At 62.6% G+C, this 20,857-nt stretch carries 17 protein-coding genes; 9 read left to right on the top strand and 8 right to left on the bottom strand.

Annotated features, from left to right (window positions below; translation table 11 throughout):
* Nucleotides 1-17 precede the first annotated feature (17 nt).
* Nucleotides 18-518 (bottom strand): RrF2 family transcriptional regulator, encoded by a 501-nt coding sequence (locus GA0061105_RS07270; RefSeq protein ID WP_064693694.1) that lies wholly within the window; start codon nucleotides 516-518, stop codon nucleotides 18-20.
* A 124-nt stretch (nucleotides 519-642) separates the two neighbouring features.
* On the opposite strand from GA0061105_RS07270, the gene GA0061105_RS07265 reads away from it, so the two are divergent.
* Genes GA0061105_RS07265 through pdeM form a run of 3 tightly spaced genes read left to right on the top strand, consistent with a single transcriptional unit; the run spans nucleotide 643 to nucleotide 4,581 of the window.
* Nucleotides 643-1,275: a YitT family protein gene (locus GA0061105_RS07265; protein WP_064693695.1), complete on the top strand. Its 633-nt coding sequence runs from the start codon at nucleotides 643-645 to the stop codon at nucleotides 1,273-1,275.
* A gap of 49 nt (nucleotides 1,276-1,324) precedes the next feature.
* On the top strand, nucleotides 1,325-3,829 hold the full coding sequence (locus GA0061105_RS07260; protein WP_092749120.1) for a ligase-associated DNA damage response DEXH box helicase: 2,505 nt from the start codon (nucleotides 1,325-1,327) through the stop codon (nucleotides 3,827-3,829).
* A gap of 26 nt (nucleotides 3,830-3,855) precedes the next feature.
* Complete coding sequence (gene pdeM / locus GA0061105_RS07255; RefSeq protein ID WP_092749118.1) at nucleotides 3,856-4,581, top strand: ligase-associated DNA damage response endonuclease PdeM; 726 nt, start codon at nucleotides 3,856-3,858, stop codon at nucleotides 4,579-4,581.
* 40 nt (nucleotides 4,582-4,621) lie between these two features.
* Here pdeM and GA0061105_RS07250 read toward each other — a convergent pair whose 3' ends face one another.
* Nucleotides 4,622-5,203, bottom strand: coding sequence for a transglycosylase SLT domain-containing protein (locus tag GA0061105_RS07250; RefSeq protein WP_092749116.1), 582 nt, complete (start codon nucleotides 5,201-5,203; stop codon nucleotides 4,622-4,624).
* Between the two features lie 122 nt (nucleotides 5,204-5,325).
* Entirely contained in the window at nucleotides 5,326-5,883 is a 558-nt protein-coding gene (locus GA0061105_RS07245) for a dihydrofolate reductase family protein (RefSeq protein ID WP_092749114.1), read from the bottom strand.
* A 205-nt stretch (nucleotides 5,884-6,088) separates the two neighbouring features.
* Here GA0061105_RS07245 and GA0061105_RS07240 point away from each other — a divergent pair, with 205 nt between their 5' ends.
* Together GA0061105_RS07240 and GA0061105_RS07235 are read left to right on the top strand one after the other, a co-directional pair.
* Nucleotides 6,089-6,697, top strand: a complete 609-nt coding sequence (locus GA0061105_RS07240; protein ID WP_092749112.1) for a TetR/AcrR family transcriptional regulator — start codon at nucleotides 6,089-6,091, stop codon at nucleotides 6,695-6,697.
* A gap of 12 nt (nucleotides 6,698-6,709) precedes the next feature.
* Nucleotides 6,710-6,997, top strand: coding sequence for a YciI family protein (locus GA0061105_RS07235; RefSeq protein WP_092749110.1), 288 nt, complete (start codon nucleotides 6,710-6,712; stop codon nucleotides 6,995-6,997).
* 36 nt (nucleotides 6,998-7,033) lie between these two features.
* On the opposite strand, the gene GA0061105_RS07230 is transcribed toward GA0061105_RS07235, so the two are convergent.
* From GA0061105_RS07230 to GA0061105_RS07210, 4 genes are all read right to left on the bottom strand, one after another.
* Entirely contained in the window at nucleotides 7,034-7,834 is an 801-nt protein-coding gene (locus tag GA0061105_RS07230; RefSeq protein WP_092749109.1) for a TIGR02186 family protein, read from the bottom strand.
* Nucleotides 7,834-8,757, bottom strand: a complete 924-nt coding sequence (locus tag GA0061105_RS07225) for a sulfite exporter TauE/SafE family protein (protein WP_064693702.1) — start codon at nucleotides 8,755-8,757, stop codon at nucleotides 7,834-7,836. Before GA0061105_RS07225 ends, GA0061105_RS07230 begins: the two co-directional genes overlap by 1 nt.
* Nucleotides 8,758-9,176: 419 nt before the next feature.
* Nucleotides 9,177-12,926 carry a peptidoglycan-binding protein gene (locus GA0061105_RS07215; RefSeq protein ID WP_092749108.1) on the bottom strand — a complete coding sequence of 1,250 codons (3,750 nt, stop codon included), beginning with the start codon at nucleotides 12,924-12,926 and terminating at the stop codon, nucleotides 9,177-9,179.
* Between the two features lie 339 nt (nucleotides 12,927-13,265).
* A complete protein-coding gene (locus GA0061105_RS07210) occupies nucleotides 13,266-13,949 on the bottom strand; it encodes a DNA-3-methyladenine glycosylase I (RefSeq protein ID WP_092749106.1) in 684 nt (227 codons plus the stop codon).
* Nucleotides 13,950-14,188: 239 nt separating this feature from the next.
* Between GA0061105_RS07210 and GA0061105_RS07205 the strand changes: the two genes are divergently transcribed.
* From GA0061105_RS07205 to GA0061105_RS07190, 4 genes are all read left to right on the top strand, one after another.
* Nucleotides 14,189-15,985 (top strand): acyl-CoA dehydrogenase C-terminal domain-containing protein, encoded by a 1,797-nt coding sequence (locus tag GA0061105_RS07205; protein WP_092749104.1) that lies wholly within the window; start codon nucleotides 14,189-14,191, stop codon nucleotides 15,983-15,985.
* A 200-nt stretch (nucleotides 15,986-16,185) separates the two neighbouring features.
* Nucleotides 16,186-17,394 carry an acetyl-CoA C-acetyltransferase gene (locus GA0061105_RS07200; protein ID WP_064693706.1) on the top strand — a complete coding sequence of 403 codons (1,209 nt, stop codon included), beginning with the start codon at nucleotides 16,186-16,188 and terminating at the stop codon, nucleotides 17,392-17,394.
* 68 nt (nucleotides 17,395-17,462) lie between these two features.
* Nucleotides 17,463-19,679 (top strand): 3-hydroxyacyl-CoA dehydrogenase NAD-binding domain-containing protein, encoded by a 2,217-nt coding sequence (locus GA0061105_RS07195; RefSeq protein ID WP_092749102.1) that lies wholly within the window; start codon nucleotides 17,463-17,465, stop codon nucleotides 19,677-19,679.
* A gap of 293 nt (nucleotides 19,680-19,972) precedes the next feature.
* Nucleotides 19,973-20,182 (top strand): cold-shock protein, encoded by a 210-nt coding sequence (locus GA0061105_RS07190; RefSeq protein WP_064693708.1) that lies wholly within the window; start codon nucleotides 19,973-19,975, stop codon nucleotides 20,180-20,182.
* A 163-nt stretch (nucleotides 20,183-20,345) separates the two neighbouring features.
* Here the strand turns inward: GA0061105_RS07190 and GA0061105_RS07185 are convergent, their stop codons facing one another.
* On the bottom strand, nucleotides 20,346-20,846 hold the full coding sequence (locus tag GA0061105_RS07185; RefSeq protein WP_092749100.1) for a MarR family winged helix-turn-helix transcriptional regulator: 501 nt from the start codon (nucleotides 20,844-20,846) through the stop codon (nucleotides 20,346-20,348).
* Between the last annotated feature and the right edge of the window lie 11 nt (nucleotides 20,847-20,857).

The following is a 20,857-nucleotide window of genomic DNA, read 5'->3' as shown; positions in this document are numbered from 1 at the left end:
TTTCTCCTGTGTTGGGCTCAACGAGCCGTCTTGCGTTCATGGATTTCAAGGAAAGCGCAGCCTCGGGCTGCGATCGATCCGTCGTCGAGGGCGGCGAGTTCGATGCCGAGATCGGCAATGCTCGTTTTGGCGAGTTCGGCCCGGTAGACCCGTTCGGCCCTGAGCATCGCCGCGCTGATGTTGCAGGGTTTGGCGAAGAAGCGGTCGGAGACCGGGTTCGGTCCGCGCTGGCGAATTTCGGCGCAACGGAAGGCCGGCGCCGATCCCTCCACGGCAAGCAGGATGTCGAGCAGCGAAATCTCCGCCGGCGCCTTCGCCAGCCGATAGCCGCCCTTCGGCCCCGGCACGGTATCGAGGATGCCGGCGCCCGACAGCGCCTGCAGATGTTTGAGCAGATAGCTTGTCGACACGCCGTGGAATTCCGCCAGCGCAGCCGCCGAAAGCACGCCGCCTTCGGAGAGGCCGGACAGCATGGCAACGCTGTGAATGGCCTGTTCGACGCCATCGCTCATCTTCATGCAGGTGATCTCCAAATCGTGGATAAGAAATATCCATGATTATGGCCCGTGTCAAGAGGATGACTCGCGGCTTGCCTTTATCCCTGCGCCGGATAGAAGACGGCAAAGCCGATAGGGGAACATCATGGCATCCAACGCCTTCGCGGGCCTTCTGAATTCCAGCGCCGATCGCCACTCGCTGTTTGATGATGCCCAGGGCATCGTCGCCGGTAGCATGCTCGCCGTGCTCGGAGTGACGCTTCTGTCCGGCGCCGGGCTGCTTGCCGGCGGCACCGCCGGCCTTGCCTTCCTGGCGCATTACGCGACGGGCATAAGTTTCGGCCTCTGCTTCTTTGCGGTAAACCTGCCCTTTTATTATCTCGCCTTCCGCCGCCTGGGTCCCGCCTTCACCATCAAGACCTTCGCCGCGATCGGGCTGACTTCGGTCCTGTCGGAATTCGTGCCTGGCTTCATCGGCGTGACGCATGTCCATCCCGTTGCGGGTGCGCTCTTTGGCGGCCTCGTCATCGCCGCCGGCATGCTGGCGCTCTTCCGCCACCGCGCCAGCCTCGGCGGCATCGGCATCCTCGCCCTCTATATCCAGGATCGCTTCGGCTGGCGCGCCGGCCTTGTCCAGCTCGGCTTCGACGGCATCGTGCTGGCGCTCTCCTTCTTCGTCGCCAGCCCCTTCATCATCGCCTGTTCGGTGCTTGGCGCCGTCGTGCTCAACCTGACGCTTGCCATCAATCACCGCAAAGACCGCTATATCGCGATGTAAGCGGCGGCCCTGCTCTTCTTTTTCGCCGGCTTTTCACTACCTTCAGGGCGTGGACCAGATCGATTCAGACGCCTTGCTTCCTGCCGCCTTTACCCGCTGGTTTGCGGAAAAGGGCTGGCGCCCGCGCGCCCATCAGCTGGAGCTGCTCGCCCGCGCCGAGGCCGGCCAAAGCACGCTGCTGATCGCGCCGACCGGTGCCGGCAAGACGCTTGCCGGTTTCCTGCCCTCACTGACCGATCTCACCCGCCGCGGCCGCATTCCGCCCGGCTCCGCCTTCACCGGCATCCACACGCTCTATGTCTCGCCGCTGAAGGCGCTGGCGATCGATATTGAGCGCAACCTGATGAAGCCCGTTCTGGAAATGGGCCTGCCCGTCACGATAGAAAACCGCACCGGCGATACCCCCAATGCCAAGCGCCAGCGCCAGAAGCTTAGCCCGCCGGATATTCTGCTGACGACGCCGGAGCAGGTCGCCCTGCTTCTGGCGAACCGCGAGGCCGAGCGTTTCTTCAAGGATCTCAAATATGTCGTCCTCGACGAGCTGCATTCGCTCGTCACCTCCAAGCGCGGCCATATGCTGTCGCTCGGCCTTGCCCGTCTGCGCCGCCTTGCCCCCGATCTCAAGACAATCGGCCTGTCGGCGACCGTCGCCGAGCCGCTGGACCTGCAGAAGTGGCTGGTCGCCCAGGAGGAGGGGAGGGAGCATCATGCGGGTCTTGTGGTCGTCGAAGGCGGCGCCAAACCAGACATTTCGATCCTCGCGACCGAGGAACGCATTCCCTGGGCCGGCCATTCCGCCAAATATGCCATTCCCGACGTCTACCGGCAGCTTCTCGAGCACAAGACGACGCTGCTTTTCGTCAATACCCGCAGCCAGGCGGAGATGCTGTTCCAGGAACTCTGGACGATCAATGACGACAATCTGCCGATCGCGCTCCACCACGGCTCGCTCGATGTCGCCCAGCGCCGCAAGGTCGAGGCTGCCATGGCCGAAAACCGGCTTCGTGCCGTCGTCGCCACCTCAACGCTCGATCTCGGCATTGACTGGGGCGATGTCGATCTTGTCATCCATGTCGGCGCGCCAAAGGGCGCCTCGCGGCTTGCCCAGCGCATTGGCCGAGCCAATCACCGCATGGACGAGCCCTCCAAGGCGATCCTCGTGCCGGCCAACCGTTTCGAGGTGATGGAGTGTCAGGCCGCCCTCGACGCCAATTATATCGGCGCCCAGGACACGCCGCCCGTCGGCCGCGGCGCGCTCGACGTGCTCGCCCAGCACGTGCTCGGCATGGCCTGCGCCGAACCGTTCGACATGCTGGAACTCTACGATGAAATCACCAGTGCTTCGCCCTATGCCGATCTCAGCTGGGAGACATTCGAGCGTGTCGTCGATTTCGTTGCAACCGGCGGCTATGCGCTGCGGACCTACGAGCGTTACGCCCGCATCCGTAAGACCAAGGAGGGCCGCTGGCGCGTCTCCAATCCGGCCGTCGCCCAGCAATACCGCCTCAACCTCGGCACGATAGTCGAAAGTCCGATGTTGAACATCCGCATGGTCAAGCGCGGCGAGGGCGGCCGGATCGGCCGCGGCGGCGCCACGCTCGGGAAAGTCGAGGAATATTTCCTCGAGCAATTGTCGCCGGGCGACACCTTCATCTTCTCCGGTAAGGTGCTGCGCTTCGAGGGCATTCGTGAAAACGAATGCTTGGCGTCGCAGGCCTTTTCGCTCGATCCGAAGATCCCGTCTTATAATGGCGGCAAGTTCCCGTTGTCGACCTATCTCGCCGAGCAGGTGCGGGCGATGATCGCCGATCCCGACCGCTGGCGTCATCTGCCCGATCAGGTGCGTGACTGGCTGTCGCTGCAGACCGACAAGTCGATGCTGCCGAAGCGCGACGAGTTCCTGATCGAAACCTTCCCCCGCGGCAGCCGCGGTTATATGGTCGCCTATCCCTTCGAGGGCCGTCTCGCCCACCAGACGCTCGGGATGCTGCTGACCCGCCGCCTGGAACGGGCGGGCGCCAAGCCACTCGGTTTCGTCGCCACCGATTATTCGCTCGCCGTCTGGGGCCTGGAAGACATGGGGCTGATGATCGCCAATGGTCGCCTCAGCCTCTCCGACCTGTTCGACGCTGATATGCTCGGTGACGACCTCGAAGCTTGGCTTGCCGAATCCTTCCTGTTGAAGCGCACCTTCCGCAATTGCGCCGTGATTGCAGGCTTGATCGAGCGCCGCCATCCGGGCAAGGAAAAGAGCGGCCGCCAAATCACCGTCTCCGCCGACCTGATCTATGACGTGCTGCGCAGCCACGAGCCGGACCACATCCTGCTGCAGGCGACGCGCCAGGATGCGGCGACGGGACTTTTGGATATAAGCCGTCTTGGCGATATGCTGATGCGAATCAGGGGCCACATCACCCATCGCCCGCTCGACCATATTTCCCCGCTCGCCGTGCCGGTGATGCTGGAGATCGGACGCGAGGCGGTGCCGGGCGAGGCCCATGACGCGCTATTGGCCGAAGCCGCAGACGATCTGATCGCCGAAGCTCTGGCATGATGACGACGAGGAAAAACACGACTGTGATGAACCGCCTGGCGCTGGCGCGCGACATTTCCGGACTGGCTGCCATCCCCGGCATCGAGACATCGGTGAACGGCGTTACTGCCGTTTGCGATCCGCTTGGCGCCCTCTATCTGCCGGATGCCGGCCTGCTCGTCGTCTCCGATCTGCATCTCGAAAAAGGCGCAGCTTTCGCGCGCCGCGGCATGATGCTGCCGCCCTATGATACGCTGGCGACGCTGACCGTGCTTGCCGCCGTCATTTCTCGCTATGACCCGAAGCTCGTCGTCTCGCTCGGCGACAATTTCCACGACCGCGTCGGTTCCGCGCATCTGCCGGACAATTTCCGCGCATTGATCGTGGCGATGGCGCGCGGCCGCGAATGGATCTGGGTCAATGGCAATCACGACCCCGATGGCGTCGTCGATCTGCCGGGCGCCTCGGTCGACGAAGTGCATTATGCCGGCCTTGCCTTCCGCCATGAGCCCAGGAATGGCTTGCAGAGCGGCGAAATCGCCGGCCATCTCCATCCTTCGGCGACCGTGCGCCGGCGCGAAAGATCCATCCGCCGCCCCTGTTTCGCCACTGACGGCGCCCGCCTCCTGATGCCGGCTTTCGGCGTCATGAGCGGCGGTCTCGATCTCGGCCACAAGGTGATGCACGGTCTTTTCGACAAGCCGTCGCTGGTGGCGCATCTGTTGGGGCGTGATCGGGTCTATTCGGTCCGATATGGGAATTTGCGGGGGTAGCGCTTGGCCGAATGGGGTGCCACACGCCACGCAATTGACCTCAGTCACATCCCCGCAACTGCTGCTGATACGTCGCCGCCATCCGCGCAAACTTCTGCGCCGTCTGCTGCAATTGCCCGTTTGAGCGCCAGTCGCCGCGCTTATATCCGGTCGGCCCGGAATAATAAGCGAGATAGAGATTATAGGCATCGTTGAGCGGAATGCCGGTCTCGGCGCTGTTCTGGTAATGATACCAGCCGATGAAATCGATCGCGTCGGTGAAATTCGTCCGCCGCGCCGCCCAGTTCCCCGTCTGCGACTGATAGTGATCCCATGTCCCGTCGAGCGCTTGCGAATAGCCGTAGGCGGTCGACGGTCGCGTCCAGGGAATGAAGCCGAAGAGTTTGGTGCGCGGCGGCCGTGCATAGGGCTGGAAACCGGATTCGGTGTACATCGTCGCCATCAGGATTGGCACGGGAACGCCGTATTTCTTCTCCGTCCGCTCGGCCGCCCTCTGCCAGCTGGAGAAGAGCCCTTCACGCTGGTCGAAGACGGCGCAGATGTTCCTCGTCTGCTTCGGCGCCGTCGCGCAGCCGGCAAGCAGCGCGAGACACACGGCGGTCAGAACGATACGAGTACGCATAACAGAACCTCTCGTTTCCGAGAGATTACTAACTCGTAAATATTAAAAACCGGTTTTTAGTCGAATATGAGCTTTCTGAGGGGTCTTCTCTCCGGAACTGGACAGCCATGATCTGCAGCCCACTACGCTTTGGCCGGCTCGTACCGCAGGATCACCGCACCGCTTTGCGTCATCGACGATCCGATGAGCTTCAGCGGCAACTGGCCATCGGCCGGCTTGAAGAGCGGATTGCCGCCGCCGAGAATGACCGGCACCACGCAAACCCTGATCTCGTCGATGAGGCCGGCCTTCAGCAGGCTGTCGGCAAGTGCGGCGCTCCCGAAGATGAAGATCGTCTTGCCGGCCTCCTGCTTCAGCCGAGTCAATTGGGGGATCGGATCGCTGACGATCCGCGCATTGTTCCAGCCGGGCTCGGTCATCGTTCTGGAGACGGCGATCTTGGCAATGCCATTCATATAGGCCTTGATCTTGTCTTCGTCCTCGGCGGTCGGCCAATAGGCGGCCATGCCCTCATAGGTCTTGCGGCCGAAGACCAGCAGATCGCCTTCTTCGCCGAACTGCTCGGCATAGCGCTTGAGCTCCGGCCCCCAGGCGAGATTGTGGAAGTCGATCTCCCACGGCTTTGTTCCTTCGAAATAGCCATCCAGCGTCATCAGATTCCAGACAACGAGCTTTCGCATTTTCATTCTCCTCGGGTAAAACCGCTTTCAATACGCAACCAGTTTAACATAGTTCAACCGATAGCGATATGCAAGCGGTTAGAGTCGGGCGGCCGGAGCTGCGAGCTTTGCCCTTGACGGCGCTAGGTCACTTGTCCTAAACCTGTCTAGGTCATTTGACCTACAAGTCGAGTTAGTTTCTCCGAGACCAGGAACGAGGAAGAAAATGGTTGCTGCGGCCACCCGACTGCAGATTGTGGAAGCGGCCGACAGGCTTTTCTACGAGCGGGGTTTCGAAGCGACGTCCTTTGCCGACATTGCAGGGGTAGTCGGACTCTCGCGAGGAAATTTCTATTACCACTTCAAGACCAAAGACGAGATTCTCGATGCGGTCATCAGCCATCGTCTCTGCAAGACCAGGTCGATGCTCGAGGTGTGGGAAGCAGGATCCGAGGCGCCTGAGGAGCGCATTCTCAGTTTCATCCAGCTTCTCGTCGTCAACCAGACGAAGATCATGGCCTATGGTTGCCCGGTCGGCACGCTTTGCAACGAACTCGCCAAGCTCGATCACATCGCCAAAGCCCGGGCCACCGAGCTTTTTGATCTGTTTCGCCATTGGCTCTCGCGTCAATTCATTGCCTTCGGCCGGCAGGCGGATGCCGATGCGCTTGCCATGCACATTCTGATGCGAAGCCAGGGTGTCGCCACCCTCGCGGCCGCCTATCGCGACCAGGTCTTTGTTCAAAACGAGGTAGAAAACATGCGCAGCTGGGTGGCGGCGCAGCGGCCCGGAACACCATTCTTTCCCGAAACCTTTACCCGACAGCCTTCCTAAAGGAGCCCTTGAATGTTTTTCGTTACACTGAAATTCTCCGACAGCAAGGCCAAAGCGCCCGTTCTGATGGAGGCGCATAATGCCTGGCTCAAGCGCGGCTTCGATGATGGAATTTTTCTTCTGGCCGGCGCTCTTCAGCCGAGCGCAGGCGGAGCGGTTGTCGCGCACAATACCTCACGCGCCGAACTCGAAACCCGGATTCAGCAGGATCCCTTCGTAGCCGAAGGCGTCGTCAGTGCCGATATTCTTGAAATTGCCCCGGCCCGCGTCGACGAGCGGCTCGCCTTCCTGAAGAGATAGGAGACGAGCGCGACGATTTTGCCGTCGAGTGCCGGATCAGTCCTTGCGGAAGATCAGGCTGGCGCTCCAGCCGGTGATGACGGCGAGAGCCACGGCCGCAAAGCCGTAGAGAATCGGCTGATCATGGGCCGCATCGGTGATCGTCTGCTCGATGCCGGTCTTGATGACGCGCAGCGGCAGCGATTTTTCGGTGACGAGACTGCCGCTCTTGAACAGATAGGCCCGCACCGTGTGCACGCCGTTCGGGATATTTGCCGGCAGGCGCAGGCTCGCCTTGAACAGGTTCGATGAAACGAACCGCACACCGCTCGGGTTACGGTCGTAAAGGGCGCCTCCTTGCTGCAGCCGCAGGAAAGCCTGACGGAACTCGCCGAGATTGCTGCCGTCGCCGACGAAGCCGACCGGCGTCAGCGGAATGTGGTCGATGCCGATCCCCTGATCGGTCAGTTCGAGCGGCGTCGTCAGGTCGTCGATCATCCGCGAGCTCGACATCGAATACGAGTGCGGCACCGCCTCGAAGGTCATCGAGCGCCTGTTCACCCAGATGCCGAAGACGCGTTCCTTCTTGCGCACCGTCGCATCCTCGCGCGGTCCCTCCAGCACCACGACCACGTCGTACTGGCCGATGGCGAGCAGCAGTTGATCGGTGTTCGAGAGCGCCCCGAAGATCGTCAGATCCGCGCCGTGGAAGTCCGAGGTGATAGCAATTTCGCTGGTCGACGTGCCGATCTCAAGACCTTCGCGCACCGCCTCCGTTGGCTGCCCCGGCAGCCATTGCGCGCCGGCGACGGCCGGCAGCAGGCAAAGAAACATCAGGATCGACCCAAGCAGGCGCATCAGTTGCCGGTCCCCATCACAACTGAATAGACGTCGGCAGGCGTCACCACCAGCGCGATGGCCAGACGCAGGCCGACGGCGAGCACCAGCAGGCCGAGCAGCGCGCGCAGCTGTTCGCCACGCAGCTTCTGGCCGACGCGCACGCCATATTGCGCGCCGATGACGCCCGCCACCATCAAGATGAAGGCAAGCACGATATCGACGGAAAAGTTGGTCGCCGCCTGCACGATCGTCGTATAGGCGGTCACGAAGATGATCTGATAGAGCGAAGTGCCGACCACGACATTGGTCGGGATGCGCAACAGGTAGATCATCGCCGGCACCATGATGAAGCCGCCGCCGACACCCATGATCGATGTCATGATGCCGATCGCAAAGCCGAGCGCAATAATCGGAATGACGCTGAGAAATATCTTTGATTTCTTGAACCGCACCTTGAGCGGCAGCTTGTGCACCCAGTGCTGGTGGCCCGGCTTGCGCGGTATGGGCGGCTCGTTGCGTGCGGCCCGTCGCATGGCATTGATGCTTTCGAGCAGCATCAGCCCGCCGACCGTGCCGAGAAAGATGACGTACATCAGCGAGATGATGAGATCGAGCTGACCCACCCGGCGCAGAAGCGAAAAGATCCAGATGCCGACCGTGGCACCTGTAAGACCGCCGACCAGAAGCACCGTGCCGAGCTTCACGTCCAGCGTGCCGCGCCGGAAATGGGTGATCGCACCCGAAATCGACGAGGCCACGACCTGGTTGGCGCCGGTAGCGACGGCGACGACAGGCGGGATATTGTAGAAGATCAACAGCGGGGTAATGAGAAAGCCGCCGCCGACGCCGAACATTCCGGACAGGAATCCGACGGCTGCCCCCATGCCGAGAATGATGAAGATGTTCACCGACAATTCTGCGATTGGCAGATAGATTGTCACAACCGACCCCGAATGATGACCGCTCCTGCCGGGCGGTTTCTGTCACGTCCCCGTTCGAATGCACATCATACTGTGAAATCGTTGCCAGAGGCTTTCGATCGGCCCCGATTGATGGAGATCGATGGCAGGAGATTCGGCGATGCGCGGATCGATATGTCCGGCATAATCGGGCTTTTTTCGGGTTTTGTGACGAGGGTGGGAAAAATTCAGAAAAGCTTGCGGCAGTGCGCCGCGAAGGCGGCGATGGTTGCCCCTCACCCAAACCCTCTCCCCGTAAAAGCGGGGCGAGGGGACGTGCCAAACGCAACGTCGAGATTGAGGAACCGGTGCGGAATATTCCCTTCGCCCCTTTACGGGCAGAAGGTGGCGGCAGCCGGATGAGGGGCAGGTTTCGCCAATCTCCGCGTTGAATCGACGCCTCAGATCGCCTTGGCACTCTGCTTGTTGTGCTGGAGCAATGCCTTCACGGTCGCGTCCGTCACCTTACCGTCCGGTTCCTGGCCGATCGACTTCTGAAAGCTCTTGATCGCGGTCACGGTCTTTGCGCCCATTTCGCCGTCCGGCACGCCGGCGTCGAAGCCGTTATTGTTGAGGATCGCCTGGATGTTGCGGATCGCCTTCTTCATGTCGACGGTTGCCGTCTTCACGCCCGTGCCCGCCCATTCGTCGGGGATGTCGATGCCGTTGGCCCGGTGGTCGAGGGGCTGCGGCTTCCAGAGGTCGGCCTTGGCGCGCGCTCGGTCGAGCTGGTCGGGCTTCATGGCGTTGGCCACTTCGTCGCGCTTCTGCGCGGCATCCTTGTCGCCGGCCTTGGCAGCGATCGCGAACCACTTGTAAGATTCTTCGAGATCGGCCGGAACGCCGTTGCCGCGGGCGCAGAGGATTGCCAGGTTGAACTGGCTGTCGGTGATGCCGAGGTTGGCGGCCTTGGTGAACCACGAGGCCGCCGTCGCATAATCCTGCTGGCCGAGTGCGCCAGAGGCGTAGAGGACGGCGAGATTGTGCATGGCGCTGGCATTGCCCTGGTTCGCCGCCTGTTCGTAAAAGCCCTTCGCCTTGTTGATGTCGCGTTCGACGCCGTTGCCCTTCTCGTACATGCTGCCGAGCCGATATTGCGCCGGGGCAAAACCCTTCCCGGCTGAAAGCTGGTACCAGCCTGCGGCCTGTTTCTGATCGACGGTCATGCCGTTGCGGCCGTCCGAATAGCGCGCGCCGATCTCGAACAGTGCCAGCGCGTCGCCGCCCTGCGCCGCATCGGCAAGCGATTTCGGTTGCACGGTGTCTGGAATGGTGATGGCGCCTTGCGGCGGCGCGGAGGGCGTTACGGTCGGGCTGGTGAAGCTCGATGTTTCCTGCATTGCGTTGGACGAGCCGGTGGGGGCAAGGGTTGCAGCCCCTTCGCCGTCGAGGGGCGCCGCATCGGTCAGAGGTTCGCCGGCAACCGGCGGAGTTGCGTCCGGTTGCGCCGGTTCGGCGGCCCGAGGCGTCGCCGCCGCTGCGGGAGCGTTCGTTTCCGCAGTGCCGTCCGGCTGCGCGGGCGTCGCTTCCGGCAAGGCCGGCGACGGATTTTCGGCCGCTCCCGTCAGCGCAGACACTTCCGCCGGCTGCGGCGCCGGCTCGCCGCTCGTCAGCGTCCGGGCGAGCGGAAAGGCCATGATGGCGAGCAGCACGGCGCCGACGGCGAGAAGGATCGGCCGGCGATAGCGCGAAAAGGCGCTGATCTTGCCCGCCTTATCAGTCTTGTTGGCCTTGTCGGCATTCGCGGCCTTCTTCTCGGCCCTGGCTGCCGCCTGCTTCGAATTGGCGTCCACTTCCATTGCGGCTGCCTGTGCCGCCCGGCGCGCAGCCGCGATGTAGTCGGCGCGATTGGTCTCGACGGCAGGTTTGCCGCGTTGAGCGCTCTGGCTGGCGCGCACCCGTTCCAGGATCTTCTTGACGTCAGGTGCGCCGGAGCCCGGCTCGAGCAGTTCGTTGGCCGCGTCCGTCGTTACGACGTCGGCGGGATCGATCGACGGCGAGGGGTCGATCACCGGTCGTTCGTTCGTCCGCGCCTCGGCTTTCTTGCCGGGCCGCAGCCGCTTGCCGAGACTGGCGAGCAGGCTGGTTTTTGCCGGCGCCGGTGTCGCTGCCTCCGGCGTCCGTGTTGCGGCTTCGATGGCGATTGCGCTCGTTGCGCTCATGGCAGCGGCGGCAGGTTCCGCCGCCACCTCTGCCGTGCGGATGACCGGAGAGGCTTTCGCCGCCGGGGCCTCATCCGGCGTCCGGGCGGCTTCGGCCACGATCAGCGCGTAAGGGTCGACATCGAAATCGACGTCGGCCACCGGCATCTGGGCGACTGGCCGTCCGCGCTCTTCCATGCCGTCGAGACGGTCGGCGATATGGACCAGCGTCTCGTGCAGCGCCTTGAAGGTCTTGTGCGTGCGCTCTTCGCTGTCGCGGCTGATATCCTCGAGATGGCGCAGATCCTCGGCCATCGCCGTCAGCGCCGACATGTCGGCGGCGGGCACGACGCCCTGCAGCCCGCCATTGCGTGAATAGGCCTCGACGACGGCTTCCGCCGCCTGCCGCGCTGCCTCGATGATATATTCGTCGCTTGTCGCCATATAATCTTCGATCGCGCCCATGCGCCGGTCGAGATCCGCCGGGATTTCAGCGTTTTCGCGCGGCTGGCTCATCAGCGCCGAAAGATTGGCGATCTGGTCTTCGAGGTTCTTCAGCGCGCGCGGATCGGTGGGCGCCGCTGCGGTGCTCTCCTCAAGCCGGGCGGCGATATCGCTCAGCCGTCCCTCGAGACGCTGAAAGGCGCCGTCGTCGATCGCTGCGGCCGGTGACGGCTGCTGATAGGCCATCTCGTCGATGCGCCGGGCAAGATAATCGAGCCGTTGGGCCAGTACGTCGTTGACGGCGCCGTTCTCGAGCGCGTCGATCTTGCGGGAGATGTCGGAAAGCGGTCCGGTGAGGTCCGGTTGGGCGGCCGCCTTCTGCGTGCGCTCCAACAGGTAGGAAAGCTGTTCCAGCCGCTCGTCGAGCCGCGAGGTGGATTCCGCCTTGGTCAGCTCTTCGACACGTTCCGTCAGCGCCTCAAGCCGCATCGCCAGCTCGTCGTCCGGCGTCGTCCGGCTGGCCGCATCATGGCTCATCACGTCAATCTGGTCGGCGAGCGACGAAAGCCGGCTTTCCAGCCGCTGCATCAGCGTCGGATCGTTGCCGGCGGCGGCGCGTCCGCTTGCCGCGATCGCCCGGCTGATCTCGTCGAGCCGCATGTCCATGGCGGCAAACTGCTCGGACATGACCCGGTCATGCGGCTGGATCATGTTGCCGAACTGCTCCATCGCCGTGGCGATGGCGATCAGTTTGTCTTCCAGGGCCCGAACGGCGGGGCTTTCGCCCATGCCGCCGATATGGCGCTTGATGTCGTCGAGCCGGTAGGCCAGCGAAACGAGCTCTTGCTGCAGCCCCTCGGTATCGAGTGCGGCAAGCCGGTTCTCGACGCCGTCCCAGCGGTTTTCCATGTGGCGCAGCGATTCCTCGCGCGCCAGCCCGTCCATCAGCGATCGCAGCTCCTCGAAATCTTCGCGCAGGCCGGCGGCCTCCGGCCCGCTCGAGCGGCCGGTCAGCTGGCTGATGCTCTGGGCAAGGCGGTTCATGTCGGCGCGGATGTCGTCGGCGAAACGGTTGTCTCCGGCAGTCGCCCTGATCTCGCGCAGTTCGGCGCGCAGCGCGTTCATCTCGCGGGTCACGCCCTCGGAAATGTCGCGCTTCAGGTCCTGGCGCAGGTTGACGAGCGCCTGGGCGATCTCGGTCATCGTGTCGTCGCCGGCGCGCGAGGCAGGGGGGGCGAGTGGCGCGGCGGCGCGCGGTGCGGGGTCGCGCAGCTGGGTGGCCTGCTCGCGCCCATAGGGGCGTTCGCGGCCCGCTTCCAATGCGCGCTGGCGCTGGCGGATTTCCGCCAGCGGATCCGGCCGCGGCTCGAGCGGCGCTCGGGTAGGGCGCGGCGCATTGGAGGCCGCGTACGGGTCACGTTCGGCCGTTGTCGGGCGCGGCCGCTGATCGCGCCCGCTGCCCATCAGCCCTTCGATCCGCGCCTCTAGCCCTTCGATCGTGCGGTTCAGCGCATCGAGCGAGGTCCTGTCGGACTGTCGGGAAGGATTTGATCGCGATCCGTTCATCTTCTTGCTCGCTTCGACTGCTCGACCTCTCGTCAGAGCTCGATCCGTGGCTTTTCCGTCTGTGGTCCGCGCTTTCACCCGAACCGGAGCGCATCATCCATAAGAAGATAGCCAATTAGACTTTCCTCACGCTGAACGATGTAGCGGCATCCTTGGGAAACGCGAGACTGGGAAAAGGAATGCGGATCACTACGGCTCAATCCGCACCTTTCACGAAACGTGGTAAACAAGCCGTTAATATCGATGAGAATTTTTTAACGGTTGCATTCAAAAGGCCGGTTTCGGCGGCAATTGCCGTGAGATTCGCCGGATCGGCTAGTCATCGCCCGGCCGGAATTTTTAGCGCGCCGCGTCGATCGAATAGGCGCTGATGCGGGAGAGGTGGATGAAGGAAAGGCCAGTCTCCTCGGCCCAGTCGTTGAAGACCTTTTGGATCAACTGCTGATCCTTCTTCGTCGTGCCGGAGGAGGAGAGCGGTACGCCGGCCGATCTCAGGCAGGCGAGCACATCGAGCGTGGCGACGAAGCTGTCACGGCCGATGCCGCGCAGCAAATATTGGCCGGTCATGCCGCCGAGCCGGCTGCCGCGTTTGCTCAACAGGTCGAGAAGGCCGATCTGGTCCTCTCGCGGCCAGTCGGCGAAGAAGGCGCCGGCGCTGCCGTATTCGTTCGCCAACTCTCTGACGAAAGCGGCATTGGCGCGAACCGACATGATTTTCGCGCCGTTGCGGATGATCCGCTCGTCCGACGTCAGTTCGTGCCAGTAATCGTCGGGGGCGATATTCAGCGCCGCCGGGTCGAAGCCGGAAAAGGCCGCCTCGAAGCCGGGCCATTTCGAATCGATCACCTTCTGCACGAAGCCGCTGTAGAAGATGCGACGGCTCATGTCGGCCAGGATGCGGTCGTCGGGCATGGTGCGCAGCCGGTGGGGATCCGGCCGGTGGTTCTGCAGCAGGGCCTGGAGGGCTGCCGCTCCGCCTTTTCGTTCCTCCGCGCGCTGCCTTATCGCCTCGAAACTGATCATGCCGGCCCACCCGATGCATAGTGAAAGATGCTTGCACTTATACGCCATTCCCCAATGGACAAGGAAGATGAGATGACGTCTGCTGCCTCCGCAATCACGGCTTGCGGATTCGCGCTCTGGAATTTTTTCATGAGAAGCTGATCGAGATGCAAAATTTGACGTTTACGCAAACGTCAATATTTTGTAAGACGGTTGCCTAGGCCGGCGATCCGGTCATCCGAATGGGAGGAATTTGAGAGATGCCAGTCTACAAGGCCCCGGTGAACGATACACTCTTCGTCCTGAACGACGTGCTGGGCCTCGAACGCTACAACAACCTTCCCGGTTTTGCCGACGCGACGCCCGATATGATCGAGGCGATCCTCGGGGAAGCGGCCAAGGTTGCCGAAGAAGTTCTCTTTCCCGTCAATTATTCCGGCGATCAGGAAGGCTGCAGGCGTCACGACGACGCCAGCGTCACGACGCCGAAGGGCTTCACGGAGGCTTATAAGGCCTATCGCGACGGCGGCTGGATCGGCCTTGCTGTGCCCGAGGAATTCGGCGGCCAGGGCCTTCCTTATACGCTGCATACCGCCGTCGGCGAATATACCTCGGCCGCCAACATGTCGCTGATGATGTATCCCGGCCTGACGCAGGGCGCGATCGCCGCGATCCTCGTCCACGGCACCGATGAGCAGAAGAGCAACTATCTGCCGAAGATGGTCGACGGCTCCTGGTCCGGCACGATGAACCTGACCGAGCCGCATTGCGGCACCGATCTCGGCATGCTGCGCACCAGGGCGGTGCCGCAGGCGGACGGCAGCTATAAAATATCTGGCCAGAAGATCTTCATCTCCGCCGGCGAGCACGACCTGACTGATAACATCGTCCATCTTGTGCTGGCCCGCATCGAGGGTGCGCCCGAAGGCACCAAGGGCATTTCGCTCTTCATCGTCCCGAAATTCCTGGTCGGCAAGGACGGCGCCCTCGGCGACCGCAACGCCGTCACCTGCGGCGCGATCGAACACAAGATGGGCATTCACGGCAACGCCACCTGCGTCATGAACTATGACGAGGCGACGGGTTTCCTGATCGGCGCCGAAAACCGCGGCCTCAATGCCATGTTCGTGATGATGAACGAGGCCCGCCTGATGGTCGGCCTGCAGGGCATCGCCATTTCCGAGATCGCCTATCAGAACGCTGCGAGCTATGCCCGCGACCGCATCCAGGGCCGTTCGCTCTCCGGTCCGAAGGCGCCCGACAAGAAGGCCGATCCGATCATAGTCCATCCCGATATCCGCCGGACGCTGATGACCATCCGAGCCTTCAACGAGGCCGGCCGCGCCTTCCTGCTGTGGACCGCGCTGAAGTCGGATATCGCCCACCGCGCCACCGACGAGAAGGAGCGCCAGACTGCCGACGATGTCCTCGGCCTCGTCACCCCGATCCTCAAGGGCGTGATGACCGACAAGGGCTTCGATCACACCGTCATGGCCCAGCAGGTGTTCGGCGGCCACGGCTATATCGAAGAGCACGGCATGAGCCAGTATGTCCGCGATGCCCGCATCGCCATGATCTACGAAGGCGCCAACGGCATTCAGGCGCTCGATCTCGTCGGCCGCAAGCTCGCTCTGAACGGCGGCCGCGCCGCCATGGCGCTCTTCAAGGAAATCGGCGATTTCTGCGAGGAGAACCGCAGCGACGAAAAGCTTTCCTTCTTCACCAAGCATCTGAAGAAGGGCTTGAACGATGTCCAGGGCGCGACCATGTGGTTCATGCAGAACGCCATGGCCAAGCCCGACAATGCCGGCGCCGGCTCGACCGACTACATGCATCTCTTCGGCCTTGTCGTTCTCGGCTATATGTGGGCGAAGATGGCGAAAGCCGCTGAGGACGGCCTTGCATCCAGCGGTGGAGACCGCGAGGATTACCTGAAGAACAAGCTGATCACCGCGAGATTCTTCATGGAGCGGATCATGCCGGAAACCGCCCTTCGTAAGGCCCGCATCGAAGCGGGCGCCGACACGATGATGGAACTGGCCGCGGAAGCATTCTGAGACGAATCCCCCTTCTCCCCAGCGGGGAGAAGATGTCCGGAGGAGATGAGGGGTAAGCGACGAAGCAGCGAAAGGCCGAGTGCAAGCAAGGCCGAGTGTTCTGCGAGCCGCCCATCATCCGATCGTCGGCCACTTTCTCCCCCGGGGAGAAGGGGAGTTGAAATTCATCGGCGCCGCTGCGCCGCCAGGGAGATGAGACTATGACCGAGGTTTTCATTTACGATCACGTCCGCACGCCGCGTGGCCGCGGCAAGAAGGACGGCGCCCTGCATGAGGTGCCCTCCGTCCGGCTCGCCGCCAAGACGCTTGCAGCGATCCGCGACCGCAACGGGCTCGACACCGACACCGTCGACGACATCATCATGGGCTGTGTCGACCCGGTGATGGATGCCGGCGCCGTTATCCCCAAGGCCGCCGCTTTCGAAGCGGGTTATTCCACCAGGGCGCCGGGCATGCAGATTTCCCGCTTCTGCGCCTCCGGCCTCGACGCGGTCAATTTTGCTGCCGGCAAGATCGCCCAGGGCGCCGACGACATCGTCATCGCAGGCGGTGTTGAGAGCATGTCGCGTGTCGGCCTCGGCATGTCGGGCGGCGCCTGGTTCATGGATCCTTCGGTGAATTTCCCGGCCTATTTCATGCCGCAGGGCGTCTCGGCCGATCTCATCGCCACCAAATACGGCTTCAGCAGAACCGATGTCGACGCTTACGCCGTCGAGAGCCAGAAGCGCGCCGCCCACGCCTGGGAAAACGGCTGGTTCGACAAATCGGTCGTCCCGGTCAAGGATCAGAATGGCCTGACGATCCTCGATAAGGATGAGCATATGCGCCCCGGCACCGATATGCAGGCGCTCGCTTCGCTCAACCCGTCCTTCCAGATGCCCGGCGAGATGGGTGGCTTCGAGGCCGTCGGCATCCAGGCCCATCCCGAGATCGAACGCATCAACTATGTCCACCACGCCGGCAATTCCTCCGGCATCGTCGATGGTGCCGGTGTCGTTCTGCTCGGCTCGAAAACCGGCGGTGAAAGCATGGGGATGAAGCCGCGCGCCCGCATCAAGGCTTTCGCCAATATCGGCTCCGATCCGGCTTTGATGCTGACCGGGCCGGTCGACGTCACCGAGAAACTGCTGAAACGGACCGGCATGAGCCTCTCCGACATCGACCTCTTCGAGCTGAATGAAGCCTTCGCCGCGGTCGTACTGCGCTATATGCAGGCCTTCGACATCGACCACGACCGGATCAACGTCAATGGCGGTGCGATCGCCATGGGCCACCCGCTCGGCGCCACCGGCGCCATGATCCTCGGCACCGTCCTCGACGAGCTTGAACGCCGCGACCTCAGCACCGCGCTGGTAACGCTCTGCATCGGCGCCGGCATGGGCACGGCGACGGTTATCGAACGTGTCTGATGGCAGAAAAAAGCCTCTTCCTGTGAAAGGGGCTTCACCGCAAGAGAATTCAGGGAGAGGAATTCCCAATGAGCAGCTACACCAATTTCAAGCTCGAAACCGACGCCGACGGCATCGCGCTCATCACCTGGGACATGCCCGGCAAATCGATGAACGTCTTCACCGCCGAGGTGATGGAAGAACTCAACGCCATCATCGATGCCACGACCGCTGACGCCGCCGTCAAGGGTGTCGTCTTCACATCAGGCAAATCCTCCTTCTCCGGCGGCGCCGATCTTTCGATGATCAAATCGATGTTCGGCTCCTACCAGGACGAGAAGGCAAAGAGCCCGGAAACGGCCGTGCAGACGCTCTTCGGTCTGGTCGGCCGGATGAGCGGCCTGTTCCGCAAACTCGAAACCTCGGGCAAGCCCTGGGTGTCGGCGATCAACGGCACCTGCATGGGCGGCGCTTTCGAACTGTCGCTGGCCTGCCACGGCCGCGTCGCCTCCAATGCCAGGAGCGTCAAGATCGCGCTGCCCGAAGTCAAGGTAGGCATTTTCCCCGGCGCCGGCGGCACCCAGCGTGTGCCGCGGCTCGCCAATGCCCAGGACGCGCTGCAGATGATGACGACGGGCCAGTCGCTGAGCGGCTCGCGCGCCAAGGCTATGAACCTCGTCCATCAGGTGGTCGAGCCGGATCAGTTGATCGCCGCCGCCAAGCAGATGATCAAGGATGGGCTGAAGCCGGTCGCACCTTGGGACGAGAAGGGCTTCAAGCTGCCGGGCGGCGGCATCTGGACGCCGGCTTCCGCCCAGCTCTGGCCGGCAGCGCCGGCGATCCTGCGCCGCGAGACATCGGGCAATTACCCGGCAGCGCTTGCCATCCTGAAATGCGTCTATGAAGGCCTGCAGGTGCCGTTCGACACGGCTCTCAAGGTCGAGCAGCGTTATTTCACCGAAGTGCTGCAGACCCGCGAAGCCTTCTCGATGATCCGTTCGCTGTTCATCTCCATGCAAGAGCTCGGCAAGGGCGCCCGCCGCCCGGCCGGCATTGCCAAGGCGGAGCTCAAGCATGTCGGCGTCGTCGGCGCCGGCTTCATGGGCGCCTCGATTGCCTATGTCACCGCCGCCGCCGGCATTCCCGTGACGCTGATCGACCGCGATATGGAGGCTGCCGCCAAGGGCAAGGCGGTTTCCGAAGGTCTGGTCAAGGATTCTGTCGGCAAGGGACGTCTGACGCAGGACGAGGCAGCGGCCCTTCTCTCCCGCATCACGCCTTCGGCGGATTATGGCGATCTCGCCAATGCCGATCTCGTCATCGAGGCGGTGTTCGAGGATCGTGAGGTGAAGAAAGCGGTCATCGAGGCGGTCGAAGCTGTGCTGCCCGAGGGCGCAATCTTCGCCTCCAATACCTCGACCCTGCCGATTACGGGGCTGGCGAAGAATTCCAAACGCCCGGCCGATTTCATCGGCATCCACTTCTTCTCGCCCGTCGAAAAGATGATGCTGACCGAGGTAATCCTAGGAGGCGAAACCGGCGACAAGGCGCTCGCCGTCGCTCTCGATTATGTCGCGGCGATCAAGAAGACGCCGATCGTCGTCAACGACACCCGCGGCTTCTTCGTCAATCGCTGCGTGCTGCGCTACATGTCGGAAAGCTACGACATGCTGATCGAGGGCGTGCCGCCGGCGATGATCGAAAACGCCGCCAAGATGGCCGGAATGCCGGTTGGGCCGCTGGCTTTGAATGACGAAGTGGCGATCGACCTCTCGCTGAAAATCCTCAAGGCGACTGTCGCCGATCTCGGCGAAAAAGCAATCGACCCCAGGCACATGGAGTTGATCTCCCGCATGGTGGAGAAGGAAGGCCGCTCCGGCCGGAAGAATTCCAAGGGCTTCTACGATTACCCGCCGAAACCGGCGAAGAAGTCGCTCTGGCCGGAGCTGAAGACCTTCTACCCGCAGAAGAAGGCCGATGAGATCGATATCGCCGTCCTCAAACAACGCTTCCTCGTCACCATCGCGCTCGAAGCCGCCCGCGCCGTCGAAGAAGGCATCGTCACCGATCCGCGCGAGGCCGATGTCGGCTCAATCCTCGGCTTCGGCTTCGCGCCCTATACCGGCGGGGCGCTGAGCTATATCGATGGGATGGGCGTCAAGACTTTCGTCGAGCTCGCAGAAAAGCTAGCGTCGGCTTACGGAAGACATTTCGAGCCGACGTCGCTGCTGAAGGATATGGCCGCCAAGGGCGAGACGTTTTACGGACGGTTTGATCCCTATTCGGGGGCGAAGGCGGCGGCATAAGCCGCCTTGCTGAAGCTTCGCAGCAAAGCGTCATCCCCTCTGCCTTGCCGGCAGAGGGGAGGGCGCGACGCCGACGAAGCCTCCGATGCCGCCAAACACGAATTCCACTTTTCCTTGCCGGCGCCTTGCCGCCGACACAATTTGCAATTACATCCCGCCCATCGATCTTGCTAGATGAACTTTGAAACGGCGCTCGCGTCGTTCCTGACGACCTCCCTCCAAAATCGGTTTCATCGCCGCTCGGTATTATCCGGGCTGCAATCTTCTATGAGCGATTCGAAAAGGATATCGTCATGAGCACTGGTACGGTAAAGTGGTTCAACGCAACCAAGGGCTTCGGCTTCATTCAGCCGGATGACGGCGCAGCCGACGTTTTCGTCCACATTTCGGCCGTCGAGCGCGCCGGTATGCGCGATCTCAAGGATGGCCAGAAGCTGGCTTACGAGCTCGTCCGCGACAACAAGTCCGGCAAGATGTCGGCAGACCGCCTTCAGGCGGCCTGAGCCTTTCAAATGCTTTGAATATCATCTCCGGATCGTGACCACGGATGTACTGGCACGGTCCGTCGAGATGACTGGGAAGGTCGGGCTCGCCCGGCCTTTTTCGTTTCCGGCCGAGCGGTGCTGTGGGCTCAATCGGCGCCGCTCGCCACGAGGCGAGGAATGCTCAGCCGCGATGCCCTTCGTCGCTCTCCAGTATCTCCATCGCACGCTCCATCACCGCACACGCGGCTTCGAGCTCGGCTGGCGTAAATGCAGCACCCGCCTCGTTCGCCCATCCCGCCTGGGCCATCTCGATTGCACCCAGCCGCTCCGCCCCTTTGGCCGTCAGCAGCACCAGCTTGGCGCGCTGATGCTGCGGGTTATCGGCATAGGAGATCAGCCCTTCACCTTCCAGCACATCGGCAAGCCGCTGCACGCCTTGGCGGGCGAGACCGAGTGCGCGGGCAATCTGCGCAACAGACATGTCGCCGCGCCTTGCCCCGGCCAGCACCTGCCAACGGGCGCTCGTTTGTCCGGCAGGTTTTGCCAATCGGTCGCCGGCTGCCGTTAGGTGGCCGGCGAGGCGTAACGCCGTGATCGCGAAAGCGGAGAAGGCATCTCCTTCGATCGTTCGCTCTGGTCGATTTCGTTTGACAACATGTTGTCTGATTTGTATCTCATCCATCGTGACAACAT

The sequence above is a fragment of the Rhizobium aethiopicum genome, assembly GCF_900094625.1.
Taxonomy (GTDB): Bacteria; Pseudomonadota; Alphaproteobacteria; order Rhizobiales; family Rhizobiaceae; genus Rhizobium; species Rhizobium aethiopicum.
This window is presented reverse-complemented; position numbering and strand designations above follow the sequence as displayed.

Excerpts from the sequence above, each read along its gene's own strand:
- GA0061105_RS07270 (WP_064693694.1), bottom strand. The coding sequence starts at position 518 with ATGAAGATGAGCGATGGCGTCGAACAGGCCATTCACAGCGTTGCCATG.
- GA0061105_RS07265 (WP_064693695.1), top strand. The coding sequence starts at position 643 with ATGGCATCCAACGCCTTCGCGGGCCTTCTGAATTCCAGCGCCGATCGC.
- pdeM (WP_092749118.1), top strand. The coding sequence starts at position 3,856 with ATGAACCGCCTGGCGCTGGCGCGCGACATTTCCGGACTGGCTGCCATC.
- GA0061105_RS07250 (WP_092749116.1), bottom strand. The coding sequence starts at position 5,203 with ATGCGTACTCGTATCGTTCTGACCGCCGTGTGTCTCGCGCTGCTTGCC.
- GA0061105_RS07245 (WP_092749114.1), bottom strand. The coding sequence starts at position 5,883 with ATGCGAAAGCTCGTTGTCTGGAATCTGATGACGCTGGATGGCTATTTC.
- GA0061105_RS07240 (WP_092749112.1), top strand. The coding sequence starts at position 6,089 with ATGGTTGCTGCGGCCACCCGACTGCAGATTGTGGAAGCGGCCGACAGG.
- GA0061105_RS07235 (WP_092749110.1), top strand. The coding sequence starts at position 6,710 with ATGTTTTTCGTTACACTGAAATTCTCCGACAGCAAGGCCAAAGCGCCC.
- GA0061105_RS07230 (WP_092749109.1), bottom strand. The coding sequence starts at position 7,834 with ATGCGCCTGCTTGGGTCGATCCTGATGTTTCTTTGCCTGCTGCCGGCC.
- GA0061105_RS07215 (WP_092749108.1), bottom strand. The coding sequence starts at position 12,926 with ATGAACGGATCGCGATCAAATCCTTCCCGACAGTCCGACAGGACCTCG.
- GA0061105_RS07210 (WP_092749106.1), bottom strand. The coding sequence starts at position 13,949 with ATGATCAGTTTCGAGGCGATAAGGCAGCGCGCGGAGGAACGAAAAGGC.
- GA0061105_RS07205 (WP_092749104.1), top strand. The coding sequence starts at position 14,189 with ATGCCAGTCTACAAGGCCCCGGTGAACGATACACTCTTCGTCCTGAAC.
- GA0061105_RS07200 (WP_064693706.1), top strand. The coding sequence starts at position 16,186 with ATGACCGAGGTTTTCATTTACGATCACGTCCGCACGCCGCGTGGCCGC.
- GA0061105_RS07195 (WP_092749102.1), top strand. The coding sequence starts at position 17,463 with ATGAGCAGCTACACCAATTTCAAGCTCGAAACCGACGCCGACGGCATC.
- GA0061105_RS07190 (WP_064693708.1), top strand. The coding sequence starts at position 19,973 with ATGAGCACTGGTACGGTAAAGTGGTTCAACGCAACCAAGGGCTTCGGC.
- GA0061105_RS07185 (WP_092749100.1), bottom strand. The coding sequence starts at position 20,846 with ATGGATGAGATACAAATCAGACAACATGTTGTCAAACGAAATCGACCA.